This window comes from Oryzobacter terrae (assembly GCF_042756445.1).
GTDB lineage: Bacteria > Actinomycetota > Actinomycetes > Actinomycetales > Dermatophilaceae > Oryzobacter > Oryzobacter terrae.
In genome coordinates this window covers 2,458,693-2,483,524 of record NZ_CP170578.1, presented here as the reverse complement: position 1 = coordinate 2,483,524, position 24,832 = coordinate 2,458,693, and the positions used below count along the sequence as shown (strand labels likewise).

The window sequence follows — 24,832 nt, the reverse complement described above, 5'->3', positions numbered from 1 at the left end:
AACCTAGTGCCCGAGGACCCGCAGCCGGCCGTCCTCGACGACGTGTGCAAGGTGCGAGACGTCGGGGATGACGACGTCCGCGACCTCCTCGAGCTCCTCGCGCGGCGTCGTGCCGAGGACGCCGACGAGACCGCGGCACCCGGCGTCGCGCGCCGCCCTCAGGCCGGCGACCGAGTCCTCGACGACGAGGCAGTCGGCGGGGTCGACGCCGAGGCGGCGGGCGCCCTCGAGCCAGGGGTCGGGGAACGGCTTGCCGCGCTCGACGTCGCTGGCGGTGACGACGACCTCGGGATGCGACAGGCCGGTCGCGGTGAGCCGCGCCTCGGCGAGGTCGTCGGTGCTCGACGTGACGATGGCGGCGGGTACGGCACCGGCGTCCAGCGACCCCAGGAGCTCGGCCGCCCCCGGCAGCACGGTGATGCCCGCGACGTCGGCGACCTCGATCTCGCGGATCCGTGCGAAGGCCCGCACCCGCACGTCCTCGGGGAGCAGCTGCGCGATGAGGTTCTCCGCGGTGACGCCGTGGAAGGCGCGCAGGAGGGTCGGGTCGACGCCGAACTCCTCGCTCCACTGGGCCCACGACCGCTCCACCGAGCCGATGGAGTCGATGAGGGTGCCGTCCATGTCGAGCAGGACGGCGGAGAAGGGCTCGGCGAAGACCGAGGAACGAACGGGGGTCGGCATGCGCCCAGCGTAGGTGGGCGACCTAGGGTGGTCCGCATGGCCGAGCCGCGCCCGACCACACCCGCGTCGGCCGGGCGTGCCCCGGGCCGCGCGCCGGGTCGTGCCCCCGGTCGCGCGCCGGGTCGTGCCCCCGGTCGCGCGCCGGGCCGTGCCCCCGGACGCGCGCGGGTCCGACGGCTCGTCGGCCACCCGCGGACCGCCGTCCTCAGCTCGACCGCCGCCGCCGTGTCCCTCGTCGGGGGCTGGACGTGGGCCGCGGCCACCCAGCCCGGAGGCTTCGACCAGGCGGCGGAGTCGATCAGCGCCCTCGCCGCGGCCGCGACCCCGCACCGCTGGATCATGACGACGGCGCTCGTCCTCACCGGCGTCGCCCACCTCGTCACGGCGTGGGGGCTGGAGGCCGCCCGGCGCCCGGGTCGCCTGCTGCTCGCCGCGGCCGGGCTCGCGACGATCGGCGTCGCCGCCCTCCCGCTCCCGTCGCGCACCGAGGCCTCGCCGGCCCACACCGCCGTCGCGACGCTGTCCTTCGTGCTGCTCGCGGTCTGGCCGTGGTTCGCGGCGCGGCCCGACGGCCCGCCCGTCCTCCGCCCGCGCGTCGCCCGGCCGGCGGCCGTGGTCCTGGCGCTGGCGGTCGCCTCCCTCGGTCTCGGGATCGGGCTCGGCGGAGGGCTGTTCGGCCTCCACGAGCGGCTCGTCGCGCTCGTCACCGTGCTGTGGCCGTTCGTCACGGCGGTCGGCACGTGGTGGTGGTTCGGCCACCGGGTCGGCTCCCGGCGGGTCCGCCACGCCCTCGCCGCGGTCGGCCTGACGATGGCGTGCGCCTTCGCCGGCGTCTTCGCGACGGCCGTTGCGCCCGTCACCGCCGAGACGCGCCACTACAAGGCGAGCGTCTCCCTCGACCCCGACCCCGGCCGGGGCGGCGACCTCGTGGCGACGACCGCGTTCGGCGACATCGTCGTCGGGTTCAGCGGGCCCGCGCCCGGGATCGACGCCGTCCCGCAGGTCAAGGCCTCGATCACCGACCTGCTCTCGCGGCCGGGGGTCTCGCTCGCGTCGCTGCGCCCGGGGCCGGAGGAGCTGAGCGCGGCCATCCGCGATGCCGCGGTCGACGTCGTCGTCCGGTTCACGGTCGGGGCGCTCGGCGTCGTCCTCCTCGTCCTGGCCGGGTGGGCGGTCGTGACGAGGCGACGCCCTCCGCAGGCCCTCGTCGTCGCCGGGCTCGTCGGGTGGCTGGCGTCGACGGCGGCGGTCGGGGGGTCGCTGTGGGCGACGTACCAGCCCGACCGGCAGGAGACGTTCACGACGACCGGTGTCCTCGGCACGCTCCAGCGCAACCAGGGGATCCTGTCCGACGTCGAGACCCGCGCCACCCAGGTCGCCCCCTACCTGCGCAACCTCATCGCCCTGTCGACGGCGCTCCAGCAGAAGTACGCCGCCGCCCCGCTCGAGTCCGACACCTCACTGCGCGTCCTCCTCGTCAGCGACATCCACGGCGGCAACCAGTACCCCCTGATGCGCACGGTCATCGAGGAGGAGTCGATCGACCTCGTCGTCGACGCCGGCGACCTCGTGAACTTCGGGACCGTGCAGGAGGGCGAGGTGGCCGGCATCTTCTCCGGCATCGAGTCGGTCGGCGTCCCCTACCTGTTCGCCCGGGGCAACCACGACGCGACGAGCGCCACCGACACGGCCGTCCTCGACCGGCTCGCCGAGATCCCCAACGTGGTCCTCCTCGAGGACGGGGCGGGCGACTACACCGAGGTCGTCGCCGGCGGCGTGCGGATCAGCGGGTTCAACGACCCACGGTGGTTCGGCGACTCGGGCAAGGGCTCCCCCGCCAAGCAGGTCCCGGCCCGCGAGGCGTACCTCGCCGCGTTCACCGGCCGCCCCGTGGCCGACCTCGTCGTCGGCCACGAGCCGTGGGCCGTGCAGGGCATCGAGGCCGGGGTGCTCGCCAACGGGCACATGCACTCGGTCGACCTCGAGGGCAACCGGGTCCAGGCCGGGACGTTCACCGGCGGGGGCCCGCTGAGCCACTTCCTCGCCGACGAGGGCGGCGAGGAGCTCGTCGGGCAGCCGTCGGCGTTCGACGTCCTCACCTTCGGCACCGACTGCCACCTCGCGACGCTGACCCGCTACCGGTTCCGCGACGTCATCGAGGGGCGGCCCGCCTACGACGACGTCTCGCTCGTCAACGGTCGCCGGGTCGACGGTCGCGAGGTCGACCCGGCCCGGGTGTGCACCTCCGACGGGGAGGTCACGACCGAGACGGTGCCGGCCGTGGCGGCGGGGTCGACGCCCGCGCCGACGCCGACGTCCTCGGGCACGCCGTCGGTCGTCGCGACGCTGCCGAGCCCGTCCGCCGGCCCCTGAGGTGGGCCCGGAGGGTCGGGTCCGGACGTCAGCCCTTGAGGTCGGGGAACATGTCGTCGCGCCACTCGGTGCCCTCGGGGGCGCCGTCGCCGGCGGCGAGCTCCTCCTCGCGGTGGCGCAGCTCGACGCGGCGGATCTTGCCGCTGATGGTCTTGGGCAGCTCGGAGAACTCGAGGCGCCTGACCCGCTGCCACGGCTGGAGGTGCTCGCGGGCGTACCGGAGGATGTCGCGGGCGGTGTCCTTCGTCGGTTCGTGGCCGGGGGCGAGGACGACGTAGGCCTTGGGGACGGCCAGGCGCACGGCGTCGGGGGCGGGGACGACGGCGGCCTCGGCGACGGCGGGGTGCTCGATGAGGACGGACTCGACCTCGAACGGGCTGATCTTGTAGTCGCTGGCCTTGAAGACGTCGTCGGTGCGCCCGACGTAGGTGATGTAGCCGTCGGCGTCGCGGGAGGCGACGTCACCGGTGTGGTACCAGCCACCGGCCATCGCCTCGGCGTTGCGCTCCGGGTCGCCCTGGTAGCCCGTCATCAGCGGCAGCGGGTGGAGCGAGAGGTCGAGGCAGAGCTCGCCCTCACCCTCGCCGTCGATGCGCTCGTGGGTCAGCGGGTCGACCAGGGCGACCGGGACGCCCGGGAGGGGGCGGCCCATCGAGCCCGGCTTGACCGCCGATCCGGGGGTGTTGCCGACGGCGGCGGTCATCTCGGTCTGGCCGTAGCCGTCGCGCAGCTGAAGGCCCCAGGCGCGGCGGACCTGCTCGATGACCTCGGGGTTGAGCGGCTCCCCCGCGCCGACGACCTCGCGCAGGCTGCCCGGCCCGTCGGACAGGTCGGCGTTGATGAGCATCCGCCACACCGTCGGCGGGGCGCAGAAGCTGGTGACCTCGTTCTCGCGCAACGTCTCCAGCAGCTTCTCGGCGTCGAACTTCGCGTACGACAGCACGAAGATCGTCGCCTCGGCGATCCACGGCGCGAAGAAGCACGACCACGCGTGCTTGGCCCAGCCGGGGCTGGAGATGTTGAGGTGGACGTCGCCGGGGCGCAGCCCGAGCCAGTACGCCGTGGACAGGTGGCCGACGGGGTAGGAGACCTGGGTGTGCTCGACGAGCTTGGGCTTCGAGGTCGTGCCGGAGGTGAAGTACAGCAGCAGGGGGTCGGTCGGCGTGGTGCCGGGGTGCGGCGTGGGCGGGACGTCCTCGTCGTAGGCCGGGCGCAGGTCGGCCCACCCGTCGGCGGCCTTCGTGCAGATGCGCCCGTAGTCGCCCGGGACGTCGTCGAACTTGCCCGTCTGGTCGGGAGTGGTGATGACGAAGCGCGCTCCCCCGCGCTCGACCCGGTCGGTCAGGTCGGCCGTCCCCGCTGCCGTCGTCGTCGGCATCAGGACGGCGCCGAGCTTGACGACCGCGAGCATGCAGTCCCACAGCTCGAGCTGGTTGCCGAGCATCAGCATCACGGCGTCGCCCTTGCGAACTCCCCGGTGCGCGAGCCAGGCGGCGACCCGGTCGGAGCGGGCCGCCATGGCGTCGAAGCTGATCTCGCAGCTCGCGCCGTCCTCCTCCATCACGACCAGGGCGAGGTCGTCGTTGCCGCGGGCGATGGCGTCGAACCAGTCGATGCCCCAGTTGAAGGTGTCCCCGACGTCCGGCCACGCGAACTCGTCCACGGCCTTCTGGTGGTCTCCCCGCAGGGCCACCAGCTGGTCCCGCGCCTCCCGGTACCGCTCCGTCGCACTCATGACCTCACTCTGGCACCACCCCACCGGGACGGCCATGCCTCCGACGGTGCCGACACGTCACCATCCGGCTCCGGTGCCACGACCGTGGTCTCGGGCGGTCGGGGGCACCTACGATCGTGACCTCACCCCCGATCACGAGGAGCCGGTCCATGCCTGTGACGCGCGGGTTCTTCCGACGCCGGCCCGACTCCGCGGGACGGATTCCGCCGGGGCAGTACGACGTGGGTGGCGGCTGGCCGGTGCTGACGGCGGAGGCCACGCCCGGCATCCCGCCGGAGTCCTGGAGCATCACGGTCGACGGCCTCGTGGACCGGCCGACGACCTGGACCTGGGACGAGGTGCACCAGCTGCCGGGGTCGTCCTACACGGGCGACATCCACTGCGTGACGACCTGGACGAAGCTCGACGTGGTCTTCGGCGGTGTCTCCGTCGACACCCTGCTCGACGCCGCCGCGCCGCGGGCTGAAGCAGGTTTCGTCATGGCGCACTCGTCAACGGGGTACACGACCAACCTGCCCCTCGCGGATCTCACCGACGGCAAGGCGTGGGTCGTCTGGGAGTACGGCGGGAAACCCCTGACACCGGAGCACGGTGGTCCGGTGCGGTTGCTGGTCCCGCACCTGTACTTCTGGAAGTCCGCCAAGTGGATCAGCCGGTTGGAGCTCATCGCCCACGACCGCCCGGGATTCTGGGAGCGCAACGGCTACCACGACCGTGGGGACCCGTGGCTCGAGCAGCGGTACCAGGGCGATCCGTGACCGACGAAGACCCCTTCGACGCTCTAGCCTCGGGTCCCACCGCCTGGACGACCGGGCGGATCATCACCAAGGACCTTCCGGCACCGCATCTCGTCCGGCTGCGCATGCTGGTCGACGACCGCCGGCGCCACTGGCCGGGCCAGCACTACGTCATCCGGCTGCGCGCCCCGGACGGCTACACCGCCCAACGGTCGTACTCCGCGGCCTCCGACGACAGCGACCCCCTCGTGGAGTTCCTCGTCGAGCGGCTCCCGGACGGAGAGGTCTCCGGTTTCCTCGCCGACGTCGCCGAGGTGGGTGACGTCCTCGAGATGCGCGGCCCGATCGGGCGGTGGTTCAGGTGGGACACCCACACCCCGGCCCTGTGCCTGGTCGGCGGGACCGGGGTGGTCCCCGCGGTCGCCATGCTCCGGGCGGCGCGACACCTGGGCCGCCCGGACCTGTTGCGCGTCATGGCCGTGGCGCGCACCCCGGAGGAGTTGCCGTACGCCGAGGAGCTGGAGCGGGCTGGTGCGAGCATCGCCTACACCCGGCACTCGACGAGCGCACGGACGGCAGGCCCTCCCACAAAGGCAGAGATCACCGGGTTGCTCGGCGAGGCCCAGCTCGCCTACGTGTGCGGCTCCTCGAGGTTCGCCTCGTTCGCGGAGGACCTCGTCATCGAGTCGGGGATGAGCCCGGAAGCGGTCCGGGTCGAACGGTTCGGCATCACGGCCTGAGAGTTCCGCGTCATCACTGCGGCGGCTCGACCGTCCGGTCCCCGGTCAGGACCGGACGAGGCGCACCCCGGTCACGAGGAGCCAGACGAGCCAGGCGACGAACCCGAGGAGCCCGACGAAGAGGAGGGGGGAGCCGTCGGCGACCGCGAGGTTGCCGACGCCCGCGGCGAGGAGCAGGCTCCCACCCACCAGTCCCAGCGGGCGCTGCCAGTCGGGGGTCAGACCGCTCGCGTGCGTGGCCAAAGTCGTGCCGAGCGCGGTGGTGCCGAGCATCGGCAGCGCCAGGGCGAACGCCGCCGCGTGGACCTGCCAGACGAGCTCGAACGCGGGCGTCGGCTCGCCCTCTCCGCCGACGGAGAGGGCGAGCCCGACCTGCAGGACGTTGACGAGCACGAGGACGGCCGACAGCGTCGCGCCGGCGGCCACCGCGAGGCGCGACCAGTCGGCGCCCGCTCCGCCGCGCCGCTCCACGAGCCCGTGGAGACCTGCGACGGACACGAGCAGCAGCGGGAGGGAGATCGCGACCAGGCCGGACGCGACGCCGACCGCGTTGCCGTGGGCCGCGTAGTACGTCAGCACGTCCTCGATCGGAGCGCCGAAGGCCGGGGCGCCCGTTCCCGCCAGCACCGCGTTCTCCACCACCACCGCCACGACGAACGCGATCGCCGCGACACCGACGAACCGGCCTCTCCCCGATGGGTGAGTCATCGGGCGGCCGGTCATGCCTGGTGCGGCGCACGGAGGAGCTCGCGGTCCGGAGTGGCCCTCGAGGTCGGCGGCGAGGACGTGCGGCGCGGCCAGGTCCAGGCGGAGCGCAGGATGAAGGCGAGGACGACCAGCTCCAGGGCGACGCCGAGCAGGTAGAAGGACATCCAGGCCTCACCCAGCTGGCCCACGGCGTTGAAGGCCGCGAAGGGGACCTGCACCGACGCCACGACGAGGTTCGTGACGCGGTTGACCCGGGCGGGCAGCGCCATCGACAGCAGCACCATGGAGATGGGGATCGCGAGGAGGGTCAGCGCCGTGAGCGCCCAGGTCTGGGTGATGTCGAACTCCCAGACGACGCCGGCCAGGATGTCCTCGACGACGCCGGGCTTGTAGAAGGCGAGGATGTCCACGTAGGCGTAGAGGAACACGAAGCTGGTCCATGCTGCGGCGAGCTTCGCCTGCACGGGCACGCGCAGGTCCTCCAGCGCGCTGCGGGACCGTGGATGCTCACGCGTGATGTGGGACGGGGACGTACTCATCGATGCTCCTTGCCGTGATCGGGTGTGTCCTCCACGGTCACGGATGTGGTGGGTCGGCACATCAGCCCCGGAGCCGGATTCGACCTGGCCGCCCGCCCAGTGGCCCTGTTGTCCTTTCGGCGGATACGCCGATGACACGGCCTGCCTACGCTGCTCAGGTGGCCATCGACGCAGTGCGCTCGCTCTGGGTCGAACCGAGCCCCACGAACCCCCCGCCCCGCGGGCCGTGGGACTGGGCCCTGGTCTCGGCGTTCCTCTGCTGGTCGGTGGTCGAGGTGGTGGTCCGTCAGAACCTGGCGCCGCTCCCGCTGCTGGTGCTCGGGACGCTCGGGGTCGTGGGCCCGCTGCTGTGGCGACGCACCCACCCGCTCCTCGCCGTGGCGGTCGGTTTCGGGACGCTGACGATCGTCGACGTGGTGAGGATCCTCACCGATGCGCACGGCGCTCTGCTCAACAGCACCTCCGCGGCGCTGGTCCTGACCTACTCGTTGCTCCGGTGGGGCTCGGGCCGGGAGGCCGCAGGCGGGCTCGGCGTGATCCTGCTCTGGCTTCCCGTCACCACCGTCGCCACCCCCACGAGCGCGGCGGACACGGTCGGGGCCTACGGGTTCTTCCTCTCCGCCGCAGCCCTGGGCGCCGCGACCCGCTACCGGGCGAGGGTCCGCCTCCGCGACATCGACCAGGCCCGGGCCCGCGAGCGCGAACAGCTCGCGCGCGAGCTGCACGACACCGTCGCCCACCACGTCTCCGGCATCGCCATCCAGGCCCAGGCCGGCCGCGCCGTCGCGGCCTCCCACCCGGAGCGCGCCGTCGACGCGCTGGCCACGATCGAGGACGCGGCGACCCGGACGCTGACCGAGCTGCGCGCCATCGTCGGCGTCCTGCGCGCCTCGCAGCCCACGGAGTTCGCGCCCCAGCCGGGGGTGCTGGAGGTCGAGCAGCTCGCTGACCACGGCCCGACCCGTCCGTGCGTCGAGGTGACGCTCGGCGGTGAGCTTGGCGACCTCAGCCCCGCGGTCGGGGCCGCGATCTACCGCCTCGCCCAGGAGTCGATCACCAACGCTCGACGGCACGCCCGCCACGTCACTCGGGTCACCGTGGCCGTCACGGGAGACACCGAGCAGGTGCGGCTGACCGTCGAGGACGACGGCTCCTCGGGCCCGACCAGCCGGTCCCCCCACGGCTACGGCCTCGTCGGGATGCGCGAGCGCGCCACCCTGCTCGGCGGCACGTTCCACGCCGGACCCGCGGTCGGCCGGGGATGGCGGGTCGAAGCGAACCTGCCGCGCACCGGGACGCCACGATGAGCATCAGGGTCCTCATCGCCGACGACCAGCCCATCGTGCGCACCGGGCTGACGATGCTCCTCGACGCCCAGCCCGACATCGAGGTCATCGGTGCGGCCGCCGACGGACGGGAGGCCGTGCGCCTGGCGCTTGAGCTCCGCCCCGACGTGGGTCTCTTCGACATCCGGATGCCCCTCATGGACGGCATCGAGGCAACCCGCCGACTCGCCGGTCCCGACGTCACCGACCCCCTGCCGATCGTGGTCATCACGACCTTCGACCTCGACGAGTACGTCCACGGCGCGCTCAAGGCCGGCGCCCGCGGCTTCCTCCTCAAGGACGCCGGACCGACGCTGCTGACCCAGGCGATCCACGCCGCTGCCGACGGGGACGCCCTCATCGCTCCGAGCATCACCGTGCGACTCCTCGCCGCGTTCGCGCACACCCACCCCTCAGCGCCGCGGCAGCCCATCGAACCGCTCACCGCCCGAGAGGAGGAGGTCCTGCGGCCGGTGGCCCAGGGACGCACGAACGGCGAGATCGCCACCGAGCTCCACATCACCGTGAGCACCGTCAAGGCCCACCTCGCCGGCCTCATGAGGAAGCTCGGCGCCCGCAACCGCGTCGAGGTCGCCATGTGGGCCCACGAGACCGGCCGCCTCTGACCGTTCGAGGGCCCCGCGGACGTCGGCTCGCGCTGGGATGAGGGAAGACCGCCGCGCTCCATCCACGTCGACCGCCTCCACGATCCGCCCGGTCGGCCCGCCCACGCAGGTGCTCTCCAGAAGCCGTCAACCCCGTGGATCGATCGATCCACCCGGTTGACAGTTGCGTCGCTGGATCGATCGATCCACCCGGTTGACAGTTGCGTCGCTGGATCGATCGATCCACCCGGTTGACAGTTGCGTCGCTGGATCGATCGATCGCGTGGGTTGAGCAGTTCTGGAGCGGGTGGTGTGGAGGGCCGTGCCGGAGTCCGGGTCGAGACGGTGGTGTGCCGTGGCCGGCTCGCGCTCTCACGTGCCAGTGGGGCAGGACGTGGCTGGTCGGGGTCTGGCTGCGGTTCGGCTGACAGGACGCAGCCGTCGCCGTCGTTCCTAGGATGGAGCGCGTGGACCTGATCCGACATGTCGTCGTGCTCGATGCTGCGGACCTCCGGGCGGAGAGCACGTTCTGGGCCGGGATTCTCGACGGGCGTGTCCACGAGGACGAGGCCTTCCACAGCGTCCTCGACTCCAGCGGGGAGTGGCGCATCGGCGTTCAGCTCGCTCCTGACCACGTCCCTCCGGAGTGGCCGGACGGTGCGTCGCAGCAGGTGCACCTGGACCTGCACGTCCGCGGCCCGCACGATGCGCACGCACAGGTCATGCGGCTCGGGGCGCGAATCCTTCGAGAGGGTGACCTGGAGGCGGAGGAGGGCCACCAGGTGTACGCGGACCCGGCAGGTCATCCGTTCTGCATCGGTTGGGGGCACCCGTCCCGGGAAGCGCTGGCGGAGCTCGTCCGAGGCGGCCAGCCTGGCTGAACGTGCGTCTCGCCTGAGGTGCCGCGACCTCCTCACCTGCCGCGACTGCCTCGTGGGACCACGAGGACGCCGGCGCCGGGGACAGCCCGGCTCTACCGTGGCCGGATGAGCGTGCGCATCGGGTTCCTCCGCGCGGTGAACGTCGGGAGGAGCAGGCGGGTGAAGATGAGCCGACTGGTGACGGTCTGTCAGGACCTCGGCCACCGGGACGTGTGGACCTTCGTCAACAGCGGCAACGTCGTGTTCGACGCGCGCGGAGCGCGGGCATCCGTCGAGGCGACCATGGAGAGGGCGCTCGAGGACGAGTTCGGCTTCGAGTGCACGACCTTCGTCCGCACGGCTGCCCAGTTGAGGACGGCGATGGACGCCAAGCCCTTCACGCTCGTGGCGACGGACACGTACTTCGTCACCTTCCTCAAGAAGCCGCCCTCGGCGACCGCGGCGGCGGCGTTGCAGGCCCTGTCGAACGACGTCGACACTCTCGTGGTGCGGGGTGCCGACGTGCACTGGCGGATGCACGGCAAGTCCACCGACTCGACGCTCTCGGCGCGCGACTGGACCAACGCCGTCGGCGCTCTCACCACCACCAGTCGCAACGTCACGATGCTGACCAGGCTCCTCGCCAAGATCGACGCCAGGTAGACCCGGGCCGGGTCAGGAGGGACGGATCTCGCTGCGGTAGGCGATGTGGGCCTTCGGCTTGTCGCCGCAGGACAGCGGGGCATCCGGCAGGGCCTCGGCCCGGACGTCGACGACCGTCCGCCCCGGCATCGCGCCGCGGCCGAGGACCTCGACCGTCGTGTGGTCGCCGTCCTCCTCGACCAGGCCCGGCGTGAGGTCGTCGATGCCGCCGCGTCCGTGGGCTCCCAGCACCGCGACGATCGCGGCCTGCACCGCCGGCAGGAAGCGTGTCGTCCCCCGCAGGAACGTCGCGTCGACGGCGTCCTCGCGCAGGGCGGTGACCGCGGCGACCGCGGTGTCGGGGTCGAGCCGGCCGAGGCACGCCCCATCGGGCAGGGACAACAGCGTCCCGGCGAAGCGGTGGCCCCCGAGGTGGGTGCACTCCCACACCTGGTCGGGCAGCGCCTTGGCGAGGGTGGCGACGATGGGGCGGCCGCGGACGGCGCAGCAGGCGTCGCGGACGCCGTGGGTGCAGACGAGGACCATCGGGTCGGCGTCCTCGTCGCTCATGCTCAGCGGCGGGCCGAGGGCGTGGGCGGCGGCGAGCAGGTCCTCCGACCGTCGCCAGAACCCCCGGATCCAGGTGCGACGGATCGTGTCGACGGCGTACCAGGCGGTGGCGTCGTCACCGGGCTCGCGGCGGCCGGGACGGCGGACCAGCAGGACCTTGCCGCCGAAGGACGCACACGTCTCCTCGATGGCGGCGCCCACCGGGCCGAGGAGCGGGGGCGTCTGCATCGGCTTCTTCGCCCACGGTCCCGGGTGCTCGATGAGCAGCCACCGGGACGCGACCGGCGCCGAGCCGGCCTGCGGGTCGGCGCGGTGGCGGGACGCGGCGGAGCAGCGCGAGAGATCGGACAGGACCACCCCGCGAGCCTATGCGAGCGCGCTCCCCCCGGAGCCGGGACCTCCCACCGACCGCTCGACGGGCGCCGACGCCCGCTCCGCACTACGGTCGGCCCATCCGCACACCGTCGTGAAGGAGAACCCATGGCCCACCGTCGTGCCCTGGCCGCAGCCGCTCTGGCCGCGGTGACCGCCCTCGTCGTCTCCGCCGCGCCGGCCGCGGCCGCCGCGCCCTCGTACGTCGCCCTCGGCGACAGCTACTCGTCGGGCACCGGCACCCGCAGCTACATCCTCGACGGCACGACGTGCCTGCGCTCGGTGTACGCCTACCCCTCGCTCATCGCCTCGGCCCGCGGCTACGCGCTGAACTTCCGGGCCTGCTCGGGCGCGAAGATCCCCGACGTCACGAACACCCAGCTGTCGGCCCTGACGGCGAGCACGACCTACGTGACGATCTCGATCGGCGGCAACGACGCCGGCTTCGTCGACGTCCTCACGACGTGCGCGCAGCCGTCGTGGCTCAGCAACTGCAACGGCGCCGTCGACAAGGCGCAGAGCTACATCCGCAACGCCCTCCCCACGGCACTGAACACCCTCTACGCCCAGATCCGTTCTCGCGCACCGCAGGCGAAGGTCACCGTCGTCGGCTACCCGCGCATCTTCAACGGCACCGACTGCAACCTCCTCACCTGGTTCTCCGGCACCGAGATGAGCCGTCTCAACGCGACCGCCGACCTCATGAACAGCACGCTGAGCGGCCGCGCCTCCGCGGCCGGCTTCTCCTTCGCCAACCCGACCTCGGCGTTCCTCGGCCACGCGGTCTGCGACAACCCGGAGTACCTCAACGGCCTGTCGAACCCGATCGTCGAGTCCTTCCACCCCAACCGACTCGGCCAGGCGAGCGGCTACACGCCCGTCGTCAGCCCGCTCGTCACCGGGTCGACCGTCACGGCCGGCCCGGCCCTGATGACGAAGGCCGCCGGTTCGTCGGCCCGCCTCGCCGACCAGCAGCGCAGGTACGCGGCCCTCGACGCGTCGATCGCGCCCGAGGAGTTCGTCGCTCCCGACCTCACGACGCCGGCCGCCAAGGCCGCGGCGAGGAAGGCCGGGGTCGACCTGTCGAGCCGCGCCAGCATCGACGCCGCAGACCGCCGGTACGCCGCGGCGCAGGCGCGCGCCTTCCTCGCCCGCTGACCGCCCGCTGACCGTCCGGCCAGCGGTCCGGCCACGACGGCCCGGCACCGGTCCTGAGAGGATCGGGGCCGGGCCGTCGTCGCACCGGGGCACGCGGCCGCACGCCTCAGGAGGCACGCATGACCGACCGACCGCTCGTCGCCGGGGTCGACACCTCGACCCAGTCGTGCAAGGTCGTCGTCCGCGACGCCGAGACCGGCGAGGTCGTCCGCAGCGGTCGCGCGTCGCACCCGGACGGCACCGAGGTCGACCCGCGCCACTGGTGGGCGGCGTGGGAGGAGGCGACGTCGGGCGGGCTGCTCGACGGCGTCGCGGCCCTCGCGGTCGGCGGCCAGCAGCACGGGATGGTCCTCCTCGACGATCAGGACGAGGTCGTGCGACCGGCCCTGCTGTGGAACGACACCCGCTCGGCGCAGGCGGCCGCCGACCTCGTCGACGAGCTCGGCGCGCAGGCGTGGGCCGACGCCACCGGGGTCGTCCCCGTGGCCGCGACGACCGTGAGCAAGCTCCGCTGGGCCGCCACCGAGGAGCCCGACAGCCTGGAGCGCGCGGTGCGCTGCGTCCTCCCCCACGACTGGCTGACCGGCCGCATCCTTGAGGCGAGCGGCGGCCGCGACGGCTGGACCACCGACGGCGGCGACGCCTCGGGCACCGGCTACTGGTCGGCCGGGACCCGCTCGTACCGCAAGGACCTCCTGCGCCAGGCCGTCGGCACGGTCGGCGCGCACCTCGACGTCCCCCGCGTCGCCTCGCCCACCGAGGTCGTCGGGCGGACCTCCTCCGGGATGGCCGTGGCCGCCGGCACGGGCGACAACATGGGCGCCGCGATGGGCCTCGGCCTCGGGCGGGGCGACGTCGTCGTCTCGCTCGGCACCTCGGGCACCGCCTTCGCCCGGCACGACCGCCCGACCGCCGACCCCACCGGCGCGGTCCAGTCGTTCGCCGACGCCGAGGGCGGCTTCCTCCCCCTCGTCTGCACCCTCAACGCGGCGCGCGTCCTCACCTCCGGGGCCGCGATGCTCGGCACCGACCTCGCGGGGCTCGACCGGCTGGCCCTGGCCGCCGGGCCGGGAGCCGGCGGCCTCATCCTCCTGCCCTACCTCGACGGCGAGCGCACCCCCAACCTCCCCACCGCCACCGGCTCGCTGCACGGGCTCACCCGCGGCAACGCGACCCCCGAGAACCTCGCCCGCGCGGTCGTCGAGGGCATGCTCCTCGGCCTCTCCGACGCCGTCGAGCGGGTCCGCGACGCCGGGTCACCGGTGGAGCGGATCCTCCTCATCGGTGGGGCCGCCGCGTCGCAGGCGGTGCAGGAGATCGCCCCCGACCTCTTCGGCGTCCCCGTCGCGGTGCCCGCGCCGGGTGAGTACGTCGCGGCCGGCGCGGCCCGCCAGGCGGCCTGGGCGCTGTCGGGTGCGGAGACCGCGCCGACCTGGGAGGTCGACATCGACGTCACGATCGAGCCGGGTGCTGCCTCCGAGGCCGCCTGCGGTTCCGAGGTGCGCGAGCGCTACGCCGCCCTCGTCGCCTCGACCTTCCCCGTGGCGCGCTGAGTCAGGCGGTGGTGCCCGGCTCGAGCCGGGCCCCGGCGGGGACGACGACCCCGCGGCCGACGACCGACTGGCGCGCCACGACGGCGATGTGGTCGTCGTGCGCACGGGTGGCGCGGGTCGCCTCGCCGACGCGCGTGGCGGCCTCGATCCGCACGTCCTCGTCGATGATGGAGGTCGTGACCCGCGCATCGCGGCCGACGTGCACGCCGGAGAAGAGCACGGCGTCCTCGACGACCGCACCCTTCTCGATGACGACGCCCGGCCCGATCACGCTGCGCCGCACCGTTCCTCGCAGCACGCAGCCGGGGCTGACGAGCGAGTCCTCGATGACCGCGCCGGCGTCGATGCGGGTGGCCGGCTGCTCGGGCCACTTGGTGATGACGGGCCAGTCGGGCCGGGCGAGGGCGTCGACCCGGCCGGCGAGGAGGTCGCGGTGGGCGGCGAGGTACGAGGCGGGCGTGCCCAGGTCGGCCCAGTAGCCCTCGAGCGGCCACGCGTGGACGGTGCCGTCGCGGATGAGCCGCGGGAGCAGGTGCTCGCCGAAGTCGCCGATCCCGGTGCCGCCCTCCTCGTCGGCCGGCGCGAGCTCGCGGCGCAGCTCGTCGAGGGTGCGGACGAGGACCTCGGGGTCGTAGACGAAGACCTCGGCCGAGATCGTCGTCGACCTGGGCTTGTCTGGCTTGTAGTCGACGCCGGTGACTTCGTGACCGCGCCCGACGGAGATGACGGCCTTGTCGGCGGCCTGGGTCCGCGTGACCTCGGTGGTGACGACGGTGCAGTCGCTCCCGCGCTCGAGGTGCGCCGTGACGACGGCCCGCAGGTCGAGGGCGAAGACCTGGTCGGTGGACATGACGACGACGGCGTCGGCCCCGAAGTCGCGGATGGAGTCGGCGTAGCGGTGGAGGTCGTCGCCGTTGCCGCTGGAGAACCCGGTGACGGCGATCGAGCCCCCGCCCTCCTCGGGCATCAGCCAGCGCAGCCCGCCGCGGGTGCGGTCGAGGTCCCACGGGCGGCCCGACGCGAGGTGCCGGTGGAGCGAGCCCGCCTGGTACTGGACCGAGAGCCAGACGTCGGAGATGCCGCTGTGCGCGAGGTTGCTCAGCGCGATGTCGACGAGCTGGTAGCAGCCGCCGAACGGCAGGGTCGGCTTGGCGCGCTCGCGGGTGAGGACGTCCATCCGGGAGCCCTGCCCACCGGCCTGGACGACCGCCAGCACCTTCGACGTCGACCTCACGGGGCCCACTGTGCCCCATGGCGAACGGGACCGCCCCGGCGCACCACCCCTAGGGTGGACCGATGAGCGATCCCCGCGAGCTCGACCTCGTCCTCGTCGGCGCCACCGGCTTCGTCGGCCGCCTCACCGCGCAGCACCTGGCGCAGCACGCCCCCGCCGGGGTGCGGATCGCCCTCGCCGGGCGCTCGCTGACCCGGCTGCAGCGGCTGTCGCGCGAGCTCGAGGGCGCCGCACGCGACTGGCCGCTCATCGCGGTCGACACCACGGACGCCGCGGCGTGCGCCGAGCTGGCCGCCCGGACGCGGGTCGTCGCGACGACGGTGGGGCCCTACCTCCGGCTCGGCGGACCCCTGGCCAGGGCCTGCGCCGAGGCCGGCACGCACTACGCCGACCTCACCGGCGAGGTCCTCTTCGTCCACCGCAGCATCGCCGAGAACCACGCCACCGCCCAGCGCACCGGCGCGCGCATCGTCCACGCCTGCGGGTTCGACTCGGTCCCGAGCGACCTCGGGGTGCTGCTCTGCGCCGAGGCCGCGCGGGCCGACGGTGCCGCTCTCGGGCGGACCGCGCTCGCAGTGCGCAGCATGAAGGGTGGCTTCAGCGGCGGGACGATCGACTCGGCGCGCACCCAGGTCGACACGCTGCGCTCCGACCCGACGCTCAAGGCCGTGGGTGACGACCCGTGGGCGCTGGCCGAGGGAGGGCGGCCGCCGCGGCCGCCGCGGTCGTCCGGCTCGGGTGGGTCCGGGCGTCCCGGTGGTGGCGCGTCGTCATCGGGGGCCCTGCCGTCGTGGGTGCCGGGTCCGGTCGGTGACCTCGTCGCGAAGGTCGAGAAGGCCTCGCCCGTGCGTCGCGAGCAGGGGTCCGACCACTTCACCGGCCCCTTCGTCATGGCGGCGTTCAACACCCGCGTCGTCGCGCGGTCGGCCTCGCTCCTCGGCTACGGCACCGGCTTCCGCTACCGCGAGTACTCGGACTACGGCTCCGGGGTCAAGGGAGCCGTGACCGCCGGGGTGACCTCGGCCGCGCTGCTCGGCGTCCTCGGCGGCCTGTCGTTCCCGCCGCTGCGGCCGGTCGTCGACCGGGTGCTGCCCAAGCCGGGCGAGGGTCCGAGCGCCGAGGCGATGACGAGCGGCCGCTTCCGGATGGAGGTCACCGCCGAGGCCACCAACGGCGCCCGGTACCGCTCCACCGTGTTCGCGCCCTACGACCCGGGCTACAGCGGCACCGCGATCATGTTCGGCGAGGCGGCGCTCGCCCTGTGCGACGACGCCGCCCTCCCGGCCGACGTCGCCGGCGTCCTCACGCCCGCGACCGCCATCGGGATGCCGCTGGCCGACCGCCTGCGCGCCCACGGCTTCGCCCTCGAGGTCGACCGCCTCCCCGGCTGATCGCCTCGGTCCCGGACCTCCTCGCGGGTGCGGCGAACCATCACTGTGGGCCATGTCCCGCGCCCTCGACGAGGACCAGACCGGGGAGATCGGCGCTCGGTGCGTCGTCCCGGCCGAGGGAGGTCGTCATGTGGTGGTCAGCAGGTGCTCTGGTCGCGGTGCTGGTGGTCGTCTGGCTCGTCGAGCGGCGACGCGGGAGCCAGGGAGGGGCGGCGGCCGAGGACCGTCACCTCGACCTGCCCGACATCCGTGGGGGCGCAGGCCCCGGGGCGGGGTACGGCGGCGGTGGCGGCTGAACGGGCCTGACCCGAGCCTCACTCGACGGCGTCGATGAGCCGCCGCAGCGCCGCGACGTGCCCGCGCAGCGCGCGGTGGCCGGCGTCGGTGAGGCCGACCCACGTGGTGCGCCTCCCCGCGTGCACGCCCTTGCGGCTGCGGACGTAGCCCGCGTCGGCGAGTGCCGAGACGTGCTTCGAGAGCACCGAGTCGCTGACGCCGAGGGCGTCGCGCAGGGTGGCGAACTCCGCCTCCGACACCGCCGCGAGCGACGTCACCAGCTGGAGGCGGGTCGGCGCGTGGATGAGGGGGTCGAGCTCGGTCATCGGCCGACGACCACGAGGGCCACGAAGCCCAGGCACGCGGCGACGGCGAGGCCCGCCAGCACGCGCGGCGACGCCCCGCGCGCGTGGGGCACGGGGTCCTGCCGGTAGGCGTGCCACCACTGACGGGCCCCGAGGGCGTAGCCGACCCCGCCCGCCACCGCCGCGACGCCGACGACCCACCAGGTCTGCGAGAAGGCGGCCCAGACGGCCGCGGCGAGCGAGCCGAGGTAGGCCGTCGACGCGATGGTCCCGCTGCCGAGGACGACCCGGCTCGCCAGGCCGTCGACCCGCACGCCGTTGGCCCGGCGGAACCGGTGCAGGGCCGCCGCGGCCACCCCGAGGAAGACCGCCAGTCCCGCCGCGACGACCCCGAGGCCGGTGACCGACTGGTCCGCGATGCCCCAGGCCGCCGTGGCGATCTGGGCCGCGACCGCGGCGGCGAGGACCGGGAGGAGGCCGGCAGGGAGCCGGAGCTCGCCCACGAGGCGCTGTCGGGACTGGTCCGCGACGGCGAGGAGGGAGCGGGGGTCGTGAGTCTCGTGGTCTGTCGGTTCACTTTCCATAGTGGAAAGTGAACCCCGAACTTTCCAGTTTGGCAAGTGCCGGTCCGTTCGAGGTGGCGCGGCGGTCCCGGGCCCTGCTCGGACACCTCGAACGAGCGGGGACCGGTCGCCGATCGGGCTGCATCTCGCGCCCCACGGCCCCACCGGGCCGGGCTAGGGTCGCACCGAGGCCATCTTGTAAGCGCTTACAGGGAGGCCTCAGGACAGTGTCGTCAACCCGAGGAGCGGTCCCCCGCATGTTCCGACTCAGTGCCACCGTCGCCCTGCTCGCCACGGCCCTCGCCGTCGCCGTCCCGGCCGGAAGTGCCGCCGCGGCCGGACCCGGCAGCCCACCCGACGTCGCCGTCATCGGCCACCGTGGCTCCGGCAACATGGCCCCCGAGAACACCCTCGCCTCGGTCCGTCTCGCCCTCAAGCAGGGCGCCGACTACGTCGAGAACGACATCATGCGCACCAAGGACGGCCAGCTCGTCGTGACGCACGACCTCAGCCTGGCGCGCACGACGAACGTCGAGCAGGTCTTCCCCGAGCGCACCACCTACCAGGTCGCCGACTACACGCTCGCCGAGATCAAGCGGCTCGACGCCGGCTCGTGGTTCGGCTCGGAGTACGCCGGCCAGCGGATCCTCACCCTGCGCGAGTGGGTCGAGGCCGTCGGGTCGAGCGCCGGCATGCTGCTCGAGGCCAAGGACCCGTGGGCCTTCCCCGGCATCGAGACCGACATCGACAAGGAGCTCCGCTCGATCCCGACCTTCGTCCAGGCGCTGCGCAAGGGCAGGGTCATCATGCAGGCGGGGGACGAGGCGTGGCTGCGCAGCTTCCACCAGCTCGCCCCCGACGTCCCGGTCGCGCTGCTCTACTACACCCGACCCACCGACGAGCAGCTCGTCGCCGCGAGCACCTGGCTCGACGCCGTCAACCCGGCGCTCGGCAACATCGACGAGGCCATCGTCGACCGCACCCACGAGCTGGGCCTGAAGACCTACGTCTGGACGGTCAACTTCGGCGGCGACATGAACCGCGGCATCGACTGGGGCGTCGACGGCATCATCACCGACTACCCCGGCGTCCTCGCCGACGTCCTGCGCACCCGCTGACCACCCGCCGCCCGACCGTCGTCGACGGTCGGGCGGTGCTCCGGGTCAGTCCCGGACGCGGGTGTGGACGAGGTCGAAGTCGGTGACGAACTCGCCGTCCTCCGAGCGTTCCCAGCGGGCGGAGATGGTGTCCCCGTCCTCGCTGAACACCCCGATGAAGCGCTGGTCGAACGGCTGCCCGGTGCGCCACAGCCGCCACTCACCGTCGTCGAACGACATCTCGTAGACGCGGCTGACGCCCCGCTCGTCGGAGTAGAGCTGCACGTAGCGCCCGGTCTCGCCGTCGCACCCGATGACGGAGACGTTCGCCGGCGCCTCGGGCAGCTCGACGGTCCCGACCTGCACGAGGTGCGCGTCCGACGGATGCCACTCCACCGACATCGTCCCCCCGCCCGGCCAGCGGTCCTCCCCGGGAAAGGACGCCTCGAAGGTCCACCTCCCCACGAGGGGCTCGAGCCGACGCAGTGCCTCGTGGTGGGTCGGTTGGTCCACGGACTGGCTCCCCCGGCGGTCAGCCCCCGGCGCCGGAGATCGGGCCGTTGAACTGGCCGTCGTGCCCGGCGCCCGAGCGGTTCGTCACGTTGAAGTCGGTGCCGTCGGACGTGTCGGACGGACCTCGCCGCCGCTGCACGACCAGGCCGATGACGGCCAGCACCACGACCACTGCCAACAGCGTTCCCCAGAGCCACATGACCGGACCTCCTTGTCGAGGGTGTGCACCTCGAGGATGACGCGGATCGCCCGCCCTGTCGATGGCCCACGCGGACGGGGCGGGGGTGTGACACGCGTGGAGGTCAGGCGCGGGCGGCGTCCTCGGCGATCCGCACCACGCGCGTGGCCCGTCCGGCGGTGCCGATGATGAGCTCGGCGTTGCGCTGGTCGCTGCCGAGGGAGCGCTCGCGCGCCTGCTCCTCGGTGCGGCCGTAGTGCATGTGGCGGGTGACGAGGCGGCCGATGCGCACGTCCTCGTCGATGTCGATGAACCAGCAGGCGTCGAGCAGGCCGAGGACGTCGGCCCAGGCGCCGTCGTCGTGGAGGAGGTAGTTGCCCTCGACGACGACGAGCCGCGCCTCGGGCCCCACCGGGACCGCGCTCGCGATGGCGTCCTCGATCTCGCGGCGGAACTCCGGGGCGTAGACGGTGGTCCCGTCGTCGGCACGGATCCGGCGCAGGAGGGAGACGAAGCCGCCGGCGTCGAAGGTGTCCGGGGCACCCTTGCGCTCGACCCGGCCGATGCGGGTCAGCTCGGAGTGGGCGAGGTGGTAGCCGTCCATCGAGACGAGGACGGCGTGGTCGCCGAGCCGGGCGACGAGGGCCTCGGCGACGGTGGACTTGCCCGACGCCGGCGCCCCGACGATCCCGAGGACGACCCGGCGGTCGCCGTCGGAGCCGCCGTCGGCGAGGAGGGCCTCGGCGTCACGCCGGAGCTGGTCGAGCGTGGCGGTCGTCGCGGGTGTGTCGGTCACGGTGGGTCCTGGACTCCGAGAGGGTGGGCGGCATGGTCAGGAGGGCGGCGTGGAGCGGCTGGCCAGCGGTCCTGCGGCCAACGGTAGGGGCCGCGGGACGGCGTCGACGCGGGGTGCCACGACCGCGCCCGGCCCCGTGGTGACGGGGCCGGGCGGGTCCCGTCACCGCCGGGCGGACCCGGCGGTGACGGCCGGTGCGGACGACGGCACCGGGGTCGGGGTCAGCCCCAGCAGAGCTCCTTGCCCTTGGCGGTGTCGATGCTCTCGACGCCGTCGGAGGGCTTGTCGGTGACGAGGGCGACGCCGGTGTTGAAGAAGTCGAGGCCGTCGGTCGTCTTCGGCTTCTCACCGGTGCGGGCGATCTTGGCGATCGCCTCCATGCCCAGGGTCGCCATCTTCAGCGGGTACTGCTGCGAGGTGGCCCCGATGATGCCGTCCTTGACGTTCTGGACGCCCGCACAGCCGCCGTCGACCGAGACGACGAGCGCGTCGGTGATGCCGGCGGCCTTGAGGGCGGCCTGCGCGCCGACCGCGGTCGGCTCGTTGATCGTGTAGACGACGTTGATGCCGTCGCTCTTGGACAGGCAGGTCTCCATTGCCGTGCGGCCGCCGTCCTCGGCGCCACCACCGGGCTCGTTGCAGACGATCGTGTAGTCGCCGCCGCTGTACTTGCCGGTCTTGGCCTCGTCGGCGTTCTTGTTCTCGTCGACGGTGTCGATGCCCATGCCCTCGAGGAAGCCCTGGTCGCGCTGGACGTCGACCGAGATCACCTTGTCGGTGAAGGCGTCGAGGAGCGCGATCGTCGCGGGCTTGCCGCCGAGCTGGCCGGCGGTCCACTTGCCGATGAGGCGGCCGGCCTCGCGGTTGTCGGTGGCGAAGGTGATGTCGACGACGTCGGGCGAGCTCGGCGGGGTGTCGAGCGCGATGACGTACAGGCCCGCGTCACGGGCCTTCTTGATGGAGTTCTCCACCGACGGGCCGTTGCTGAGGATGAGGATGCCCTTGTCACCACGGGCGATGGCCTGCTCGATCGCCTGGATCTGGCCGGTCTCGTCGCCGTCCTGCTTGCCCGAGGCGATGGTGAGGTCGACGCCGTTCTTGCCGGCCTCCGCCTGGGCGCCCTTCTGCATCGTGACGAAGAAGGGGTTGGTGGAGTCCTTGGTGATGAGGGCGACGCCGACGCGCTCCTCGGACGAGCCCGAGCCCGTGCCGGACGAGTCGTCGTCGCTGCTGCCGCACGCGGCGGGGAGGAGCGCGAGCGCGAGGGCTGCGGCACCGGCCCCCACGAGGCGAAGGGGACGCTGGACCGTGTTCATGACGTGACCTCTCTGTCTGACGTCTTGCGCTGCGGTACGGGGTGAGGGGCCCGTTCCAACGAGCGCCCCGGTGCAGCCGTGGATGCAGTGTGGCCGGAGGAGGGCGGTTCGCGCAATCGATTGCGCGGAGTTTTCTCGAACCGTGACATTCCAGCCCGCGGGACTCAGCGGGTAGGGGTGGCGCAGCCGCAGGAGTCACGGTGGACGAAGTCGGTGGGGATCCGCCGGGTCCGCACCGCGCCGTCGGGGTCCTCGATGCGGGCCTGGAGGAGGCGCACCGCGCGGGTCCCGATCTCCTCCATCCGCTGGCGCACGACGGTGAGCCGGGGGTGGAAGACGTCGGCCCACTCGAAGTCGTCGAAGGCCACGAGGGCCAGGTCGTCGGGCACCCGGATGCCGAGGGCGCCGCACGCACGCATGACGCCGATCGTCGTCGAGCTGTTGCCCGAGACGAGCGCCGTCGGCGGGTCGGGCAGCGCGAGGAAGGCCTCGAGGATCGCGGGGAGGGTGCTGGCGTCGTCGTAGCCGGACCCGATGAGCGCGGGGTCGACCTCGATCCCGCTCTCCCGCAGGGCCTGTCGGTAGCCCTTGCGTCGTTCGGCGGTGGTCGACAGGTTGGGCATGCCGGTGACGAGCGCGACACGGCGGTGTCCGCCCTCGACGACGAGGTGCTCGGTCAGCTGCCGGGTGGACCGGGTGTTCTCGGTGCCGATCTGGTCGAAGCCACCGCTCGTCAGCCGGTCGACGACGACGGTCGGGATGCCGTGGCGACGCAGGTAGTCGACCGCCGGGGAGTCGGGCGCCGACGGGGCGATGATGATGCCGTCGACCCGCCGGGCGTGCAGGGACTCGACGGCGGCGAGCTCGGCCACCGGGTCGTCCTCGGTGTCGGTGAGCAGGATGCTGAGGTTCTGGGCCCGGGCCTCGGCCTCGATGGGCCGGACGAGGTCGGCGAGGGCGACCTTCGACAGCGCCGGGGCGGCGAGGCCGATCGTGCTCGTCGTCGCGGTCTTCATCGAGCGGGCGAGGATGTTGCGCGTGTAGCCGGTCTCGTCCACGGCCTCGAGGACCCGCCGGCGGGCGCCGTCCGAGACGAAGCGGGTCTCGTTGACGACGTGCGACACCGTCGTGATGGAGACGCCGGCGATCCGCGCCAGGTCCGACATCGTCGCCGGTCGGGTGTGGGCGCGGGAGCGGCGGGCGGTCATCGCGGGACCCGCGCGCCGGTGGCCTCCCCGGCGACGGTGCCCCTGCCGCTGCCCCTGCCCGTGCCCGTGCCCGTGTCGGTGCCGGCGGCGGCGATCCGGCCCGCGATCCGCTCGGCGTCGATCCGCAGCTCGCGCAGCATCCCCGAGATGGGGTTGGTGAAGCCGGTGAACCACAGGCCGGGGGCGCCGGGCGCCTCGTGCGCGCCGTGGACGAGCGGGAGCTCGCGGGCGTCGAGGACGCCGAGGTGCCCGACGAGCGGCTCGAGGCCGGACCGGTAGCCGGTGGCGACGACGACGGCGTCGGGACGCAGACGGGTGCCGTCGGCGAGGACGACCGCGCCGTCCTCCACCCGCTCGACCGCGGCCACGGGCTCGACCCGGCCGGCGCGGATGGCCGCGACGATGCCGACGTCCTGGACGGGCACCCGGCCCGCGAGCACCCTCGAGTACAGGTCGTGGTCGGCCCTGGGCATCCCGTGCTCGCTGAGGTCGGGCTCCTGGACGACGGACAGGACGCCGGCGAGGCGGTCGACCACCGTCGGCGGCAGGCGCCGGACGAGGATGCCGGTGCCCTGGGCCGGCCAGCCGAGCCTGGTCCGCGCGACGATGTGCGGCGGCGTGCGCACCGCCAGCCACACCCGGGTGGCGCCGTGCTCGGCGAGGTCGGTCGCGATCTCGGTGCCGGTGTTCCCGGTGCCGACGACGAGGACGTCACGCCCCGCGAACGGGCGGCCGTTGCGGTAGTCGCGGGCGAGGACGACCTGCCCGGGGAAGGTGTCGAGACCGGGCCACTGCGGGACGACGGGCGTGTGGTTGTAGCCGGTGGCGACGACGACGTGGCGGGCCCGGACGGTGTCACCGCCGGCGAGGCGGACGGCCCAGCGCGCACCGTCGCCGGGGTCGGCGGCGCCGACATCGGCGACGCGGCCCTCGGCGTCGTCCTCGGCGGGGGCGGCCGGGACGACCCGTTCGAGGCGCTCGACCGTGGCGCCGAACCGGAGGTCCAGGCGGTGGTGGGCGGCGTACTGCTCGAGGTAGGCGACGACGTCGTCGCGGGCGACCCAGCGGCCGAACCGGCGCGGGATCTCGAGCCCCGGCAGCGCCGACCAGCGGCGCGGCGTGTGGAGGTGGAGGCGGTCGTAGTGCCGCCGCCACGACGACCCCACCGACTCGGCGCGGTCGAGGACGAGCGCCCCGACGCCCGCGGCGCGCAGCGAGGCGGCGACGGCCAGGCCGCCGGGGCCGGCTCCGATGACGACGACGTCGACGAGGGTCACGCGGGCACGCTACCGTCGCGGACCCGGGCGTGAGAGGGCTCTCGGCCACTCGCGGGGCGCCACGCCCAGCACTACGC

Annotated in this window: 26 protein-coding genes; 12 read left to right on the top strand and 14 right to left on the bottom strand. The window is 73.6% G+C overall.

Going from position 1 to position 24,832, the window contains the following annotated elements; all coding sequences use genetic code 11:
* Nucleotides 1-3: 3 nt before the first annotated feature.
* Nucleotides 4-684, bottom strand: coding sequence for an HAD family hydrolase (locus tag ACFWN3_RS11730; protein WP_377639774.1), 681 nt, complete (start codon nt 682-684; stop codon nt 4-6).
* A gap of 36 nt (nt 685-720) precedes the next feature.
* On the opposite strand from ACFWN3_RS11730, the gene ACFWN3_RS11725 reads away from it, so the two are divergent.
* Nucleotides 721-3,057 (top strand): DUF998 domain-containing protein, encoded by a 2,337-nt coding sequence (locus ACFWN3_RS11725; protein ID WP_377639772.1) that lies wholly within the window; start codon nt 721-723, stop codon nt 3,055-3,057.
* Between the two features lie 28 nt (nt 3,058-3,085).
* On the opposite strand, the gene ACFWN3_RS11720 is transcribed toward ACFWN3_RS11725, so the two are convergent.
* Entirely contained in the window at nt 3,086-4,792 is a 1,707-nt protein-coding gene (locus tag ACFWN3_RS11720; RefSeq protein ID WP_377639770.1) for an AMP-binding protein, read from the bottom strand.
* A gap of 149 nt (nt 4,793-4,941) precedes the next feature.
* On the opposite strand from ACFWN3_RS11720, the gene ACFWN3_RS11715 reads away from it, so the two are divergent.
* Nucleotides 4,942-5,550 (top strand): sulfite oxidase-like oxidoreductase, encoded by a 609-nt coding sequence (locus ACFWN3_RS11715; protein ID WP_377639768.1) that lies wholly within the window; start codon nt 4,942-4,944, stop codon nt 5,548-5,550.
* Nucleotides 5,547-6,269, top strand: a complete 723-nt coding sequence (locus ACFWN3_RS11710) for an FAD-binding oxidoreductase (RefSeq protein ID WP_377639766.1) — start codon at nt 5,547-5,549, stop codon at nt 6,267-6,269. Before ACFWN3_RS11715 ends, ACFWN3_RS11710 begins: the two co-directional genes overlap by 4 nt.
* A gap of 45 nt (nt 6,270-6,314) precedes the next feature.
* Here the strand turns inward: ACFWN3_RS11710 and ACFWN3_RS11705 are convergent, their stop codons facing one another.
* Together ACFWN3_RS11705 and ACFWN3_RS11700 are read right to left on the bottom strand one after the other, a co-directional pair.
* Entirely contained in the window at nt 6,315-6,977 is a 663-nt protein-coding gene (locus tag ACFWN3_RS11705; protein ID WP_377639764.1) for a hypothetical protein, read from the bottom strand.
* Between the two features lie 11 nt (nt 6,978-6,988).
* On the bottom strand, nt 6,989-7,447 hold the full coding sequence (locus ACFWN3_RS11700; protein WP_377639762.1) for a DUF6326 family protein: 459 nt from the start codon (nt 7,445-7,447) through the stop codon (nt 6,989-6,991).
* 227 nt (nt 7,448-7,674) lie between these two features.
* On the opposite strand from ACFWN3_RS11700, the gene ACFWN3_RS11695 reads away from it, so the two are divergent.
* The 4 genes from ACFWN3_RS11695 to ACFWN3_RS11680 all read left to right on the top strand — a co-directional run bounded on the left by ACFWN3_RS11695 (nt 7,675) and on the right by ACFWN3_RS11680 (nt 10,969).
* Nucleotides 7,675-8,823, top strand: coding sequence for a sensor histidine kinase (locus ACFWN3_RS11695; protein WP_377639760.1), 1,149 nt, complete (start codon nt 7,675-7,677; stop codon nt 8,821-8,823).
* On the top strand, nt 8,820-9,467 hold the full coding sequence (locus ACFWN3_RS11690) for a response regulator (protein WP_377639758.1): 648 nt from the start codon (nt 8,820-8,822) through the stop codon (nt 9,465-9,467). Before ACFWN3_RS11695 ends, ACFWN3_RS11690 begins: the two co-directional genes overlap by 4 nt.
* A gap of 446 nt (nt 9,468-9,913) precedes the next feature.
* The gene (locus tag ACFWN3_RS11685; protein ID WP_377639756.1) at nt 9,914-10,327 is read left to right on the top strand and encodes a VOC family protein; all 414 of its coding nucleotides are present in this window, start codon (nt 9,914-9,916) and stop codon (nt 10,325-10,327) included.
* Nucleotides 10,328-10,432: 105 nt separating this feature from the next.
* Nucleotides 10,433-10,969 carry a DUF1697 domain-containing protein gene (locus ACFWN3_RS11680; protein ID WP_377639754.1) on the top strand — a complete coding sequence of 179 codons (537 nt, stop codon included), beginning with the start codon at nt 10,433-10,435 and terminating at the stop codon, nt 10,967-10,969.
* Nucleotides 10,970-10,981: 12 nt separating this feature from the next.
* On the opposite strand, the gene ACFWN3_RS11675 is transcribed toward ACFWN3_RS11680, so the two are convergent.
* Nucleotides 10,982-11,875: a sucrase ferredoxin gene (locus tag ACFWN3_RS11675; protein ID WP_377639752.1), complete on the bottom strand. Its 894-nt coding sequence runs from the start codon at nt 11,873-11,875 to the stop codon at nt 10,982-10,984.
* 123 nt (nt 11,876-11,998) lie between these two features.
* Between ACFWN3_RS11675 and ACFWN3_RS11670 the strand changes: the two genes are divergently transcribed.
* Both ACFWN3_RS11670 and xylB read left to right on the top strand, forming a co-directional pair.
* Nucleotides 11,999-13,048, top strand: coding sequence for an SGNH/GDSL hydrolase family protein (locus ACFWN3_RS11670; RefSeq protein ID WP_377639750.1), 1,050 nt, complete (start codon nt 11,999-12,001; stop codon nt 13,046-13,048).
* 119 nt (nt 13,049-13,167) lie between these two features.
* Nucleotides 13,168-14,601, top strand: coding sequence for a xylulokinase (xylB, locus tag ACFWN3_RS11665; RefSeq protein WP_377639748.1), 1,434 nt, complete (start codon nt 13,168-13,170; stop codon nt 14,599-14,601).
* A 1-nt stretch (nt 14,602) separates the two neighbouring features.
* Here the strand turns inward: xylB and ACFWN3_RS11660 are convergent, their stop codons facing one another.
* The gene (locus ACFWN3_RS11660) at nt 14,603-15,835 is read right to left on the bottom strand and encodes a glucose-1-phosphate adenylyltransferase family protein (protein ID WP_377639746.1); all 1,233 of its coding nucleotides are present in this window, start codon (nt 15,833-15,835) and stop codon (nt 14,603-14,605) included.
* A 62-nt stretch (nt 15,836-15,897) separates the two neighbouring features.
* Here ACFWN3_RS11660 and ACFWN3_RS11655 point away from each other — a divergent pair, with 62 nt between their 5' ends.
* A complete protein-coding gene (locus ACFWN3_RS11655) occupies nt 15,898-17,226 on the top strand; it encodes a saccharopine dehydrogenase family protein (RefSeq protein WP_377639744.1) in 1,329 nt (442 codons plus the stop codon).
* A 128-nt stretch (nt 17,227-17,354) separates the two neighbouring features.
* Nucleotides 17,355-17,522 (top strand): hypothetical protein, encoded by a 168-nt coding sequence (locus tag ACFWN3_RS11650; RefSeq protein WP_377639742.1) that lies wholly within the window; start codon nt 17,355-17,357, stop codon nt 17,520-17,522.
* Between the two features lie 18 nt (nt 17,523-17,540).
* Here the strand turns inward: ACFWN3_RS11650 and ACFWN3_RS11645 are convergent, their stop codons facing one another.
* Both ACFWN3_RS11645 and ACFWN3_RS11640 read right to left on the bottom strand, forming a co-directional pair.
* Nucleotides 17,541-17,828, bottom strand: coding sequence for a transcriptional regulator (locus tag ACFWN3_RS11645; RefSeq protein WP_377639740.1), 288 nt, complete (start codon nt 17,826-17,828; stop codon nt 17,541-17,543).
* Nucleotides 17,825-18,391 carry a hypothetical protein gene (locus tag ACFWN3_RS11640; protein WP_377639738.1) on the bottom strand — a complete coding sequence of 189 codons (567 nt, stop codon included), beginning with the start codon at nt 18,389-18,391 and terminating at the stop codon, nt 17,825-17,827. The genes ACFWN3_RS11645 and ACFWN3_RS11640 overlap by 4 nt, the downstream gene beginning before the upstream one ends.
* Nucleotides 18,392-18,627: 236 nt before the next feature.
* On the opposite strand from ACFWN3_RS11640, the gene ACFWN3_RS11635 reads away from it, so the two are divergent.
* Nucleotides 18,628-19,488, top strand: coding sequence for a glycerophosphodiester phosphodiesterase (locus ACFWN3_RS11635; protein WP_377639736.1), 861 nt, complete (start codon nt 18,628-18,630; stop codon nt 19,486-19,488).
* A gap of 45 nt (nt 19,489-19,533) precedes the next feature.
* On the opposite strand, the gene ACFWN3_RS11630 is transcribed toward ACFWN3_RS11635, so the two are convergent.
* From ACFWN3_RS11630 to ACFWN3_RS11605, 6 genes are all read right to left on the bottom strand, one after another.
* On the bottom strand, nt 19,534-19,980 hold the full coding sequence (locus tag ACFWN3_RS11630) for a hypothetical protein (RefSeq protein WP_377639734.1): 447 nt from the start codon (nt 19,978-19,980) through the stop codon (nt 19,534-19,536).
* Between the two features lie 19 nt (nt 19,981-19,999).
* A complete protein-coding gene (locus ACFWN3_RS11625) occupies nt 20,000-20,179 on the bottom strand; it encodes a hypothetical protein (RefSeq protein WP_377639732.1) in 180 nt (59 codons plus the stop codon).
* Between the two features lie 103 nt (nt 20,180-20,282).
* Nucleotides 20,283-20,954 carry a nucleoside/nucleotide kinase family protein gene (locus ACFWN3_RS11620; protein WP_377639730.1) on the bottom strand — a complete coding sequence of 224 codons (672 nt, stop codon included), beginning with the start codon at nt 20,952-20,954 and terminating at the stop codon, nt 20,283-20,285.
* Nucleotides 20,955-21,175: 221 nt separating this feature from the next.
* A complete protein-coding gene (locus tag ACFWN3_RS11615; protein WP_377639728.1) occupies nt 21,176-22,270 on the bottom strand; it encodes a substrate-binding domain-containing protein in 1,095 nt (364 codons plus the stop codon).
* Between the two features lie 164 nt (nt 22,271-22,434).
* The gene (locus ACFWN3_RS11610) at nt 22,435-23,478 is read right to left on the bottom strand and encodes a LacI family DNA-binding transcriptional regulator (RefSeq protein WP_377639726.1); all 1,044 of its coding nucleotides are present in this window, start codon (nt 23,476-23,478) and stop codon (nt 22,435-22,437) included.
* The gene (locus tag ACFWN3_RS11605; RefSeq protein ID WP_377639724.1) at nt 23,475-24,755 is read right to left on the bottom strand and encodes a flavin-containing monooxygenase; all 1,281 of its coding nucleotides are present in this window, start codon (nt 24,753-24,755) and stop codon (nt 23,475-23,477) included. The genes ACFWN3_RS11610 and ACFWN3_RS11605 overlap by 4 nt, the downstream gene beginning before the upstream one ends.
* Nucleotides 24,756-24,832: the final 77 nt, after the last annotated feature.

Coding starts and splice junctions, on each gene's coding strand:
- ACFWN3_RS11730 (WP_377639774.1), bottom strand. CDS start 684: ATGCCGACCCCCGTTCGTTCCTCGGTCTTCGCCGAGCCCTTCTCCGCC.
- ACFWN3_RS11725 (WP_377639772.1), top strand. CDS start 721: ATGGCCGAGCCGCGCCCGACCACACCCGCGTCGGCCGGGCGTGCCCCG.
- ACFWN3_RS11720 (WP_377639770.1), bottom strand. CDS start 4,792: ATGAGTGCGACGGAGCGGTACCGGGAGGCGCGGGACCAGCTGGTGGCC.
- ACFWN3_RS11715 (WP_377639768.1), top strand. CDS start 4,942: ATGCCTGTGACGCGCGGGTTCTTCCGACGCCGGCCCGACTCCGCGGGA.
- ACFWN3_RS11705 (WP_377639764.1), bottom strand. CDS start 6,977: ATGACTCACCCATCGGGGAGAGGCCGGTTCGTCGGTGTCGCGGCGATC.
- ACFWN3_RS11690 (WP_377639758.1), top strand. CDS start 8,820: ATGAGCATCAGGGTCCTCATCGCCGACGACCAGCCCATCGTGCGCACC.
- ACFWN3_RS11680 (WP_377639754.1), top strand. CDS start 10,433: ATGAGCGTGCGCATCGGGTTCCTCCGCGCGGTGAACGTCGGGAGGAGC.
- ACFWN3_RS11670 (WP_377639750.1), top strand. CDS start 11,999: ATGGCCCACCGTCGTGCCCTGGCCGCAGCCGCTCTGGCCGCGGTGACC.
- xylB (WP_377639748.1), top strand. CDS start 13,168: ATGACCGACCGACCGCTCGTCGCCGGGGTCGACACCTCGACCCAGTCG.
- ACFWN3_RS11655 (WP_377639744.1), top strand. CDS start 15,898: ATGAGCGATCCCCGCGAGCTCGACCTCGTCCTCGTCGGCGCCACCGGC.
- ACFWN3_RS11650 (WP_377639742.1), top strand. CDS start 17,355: ATGTGGTGGTCAGCAGGTGCTCTGGTCGCGGTGCTGGTGGTCGTCTGG.
- ACFWN3_RS11645 (WP_377639740.1), bottom strand. CDS start 17,828: ATGACCGAGCTCGACCCCCTCATCCACGCGCCGACCCGCCTCCAGCTG.
- ACFWN3_RS11640 (WP_377639738.1), bottom strand. CDS start 18,391: ATGGAAAGTGAACCGACAGACCACGAGACTCACGACCCCCGCTCCCTC.
- ACFWN3_RS11635 (WP_377639736.1), top strand. CDS start 18,628: ATGTTCCGACTCAGTGCCACCGTCGCCCTGCTCGCCACGGCCCTCGCC.
- ACFWN3_RS11625 (WP_377639732.1), bottom strand. CDS start 20,179: ATGTGGCTCTGGGGAACGCTGTTGGCAGTGGTCGTGGTGCTGGCCGTC.
- ACFWN3_RS11615 (WP_377639728.1), bottom strand. CDS start 22,270: ATGAACACGGTCCAGCGTCCCCTTCGCCTCGTGGGGGCCGGTGCCGCA.
- ACFWN3_RS11610 (WP_377639726.1), bottom strand. CDS start 23,478: ATGACCGCCCGCCGCTCCCGCGCCCACACCCGACCGGCGACGATGTCG.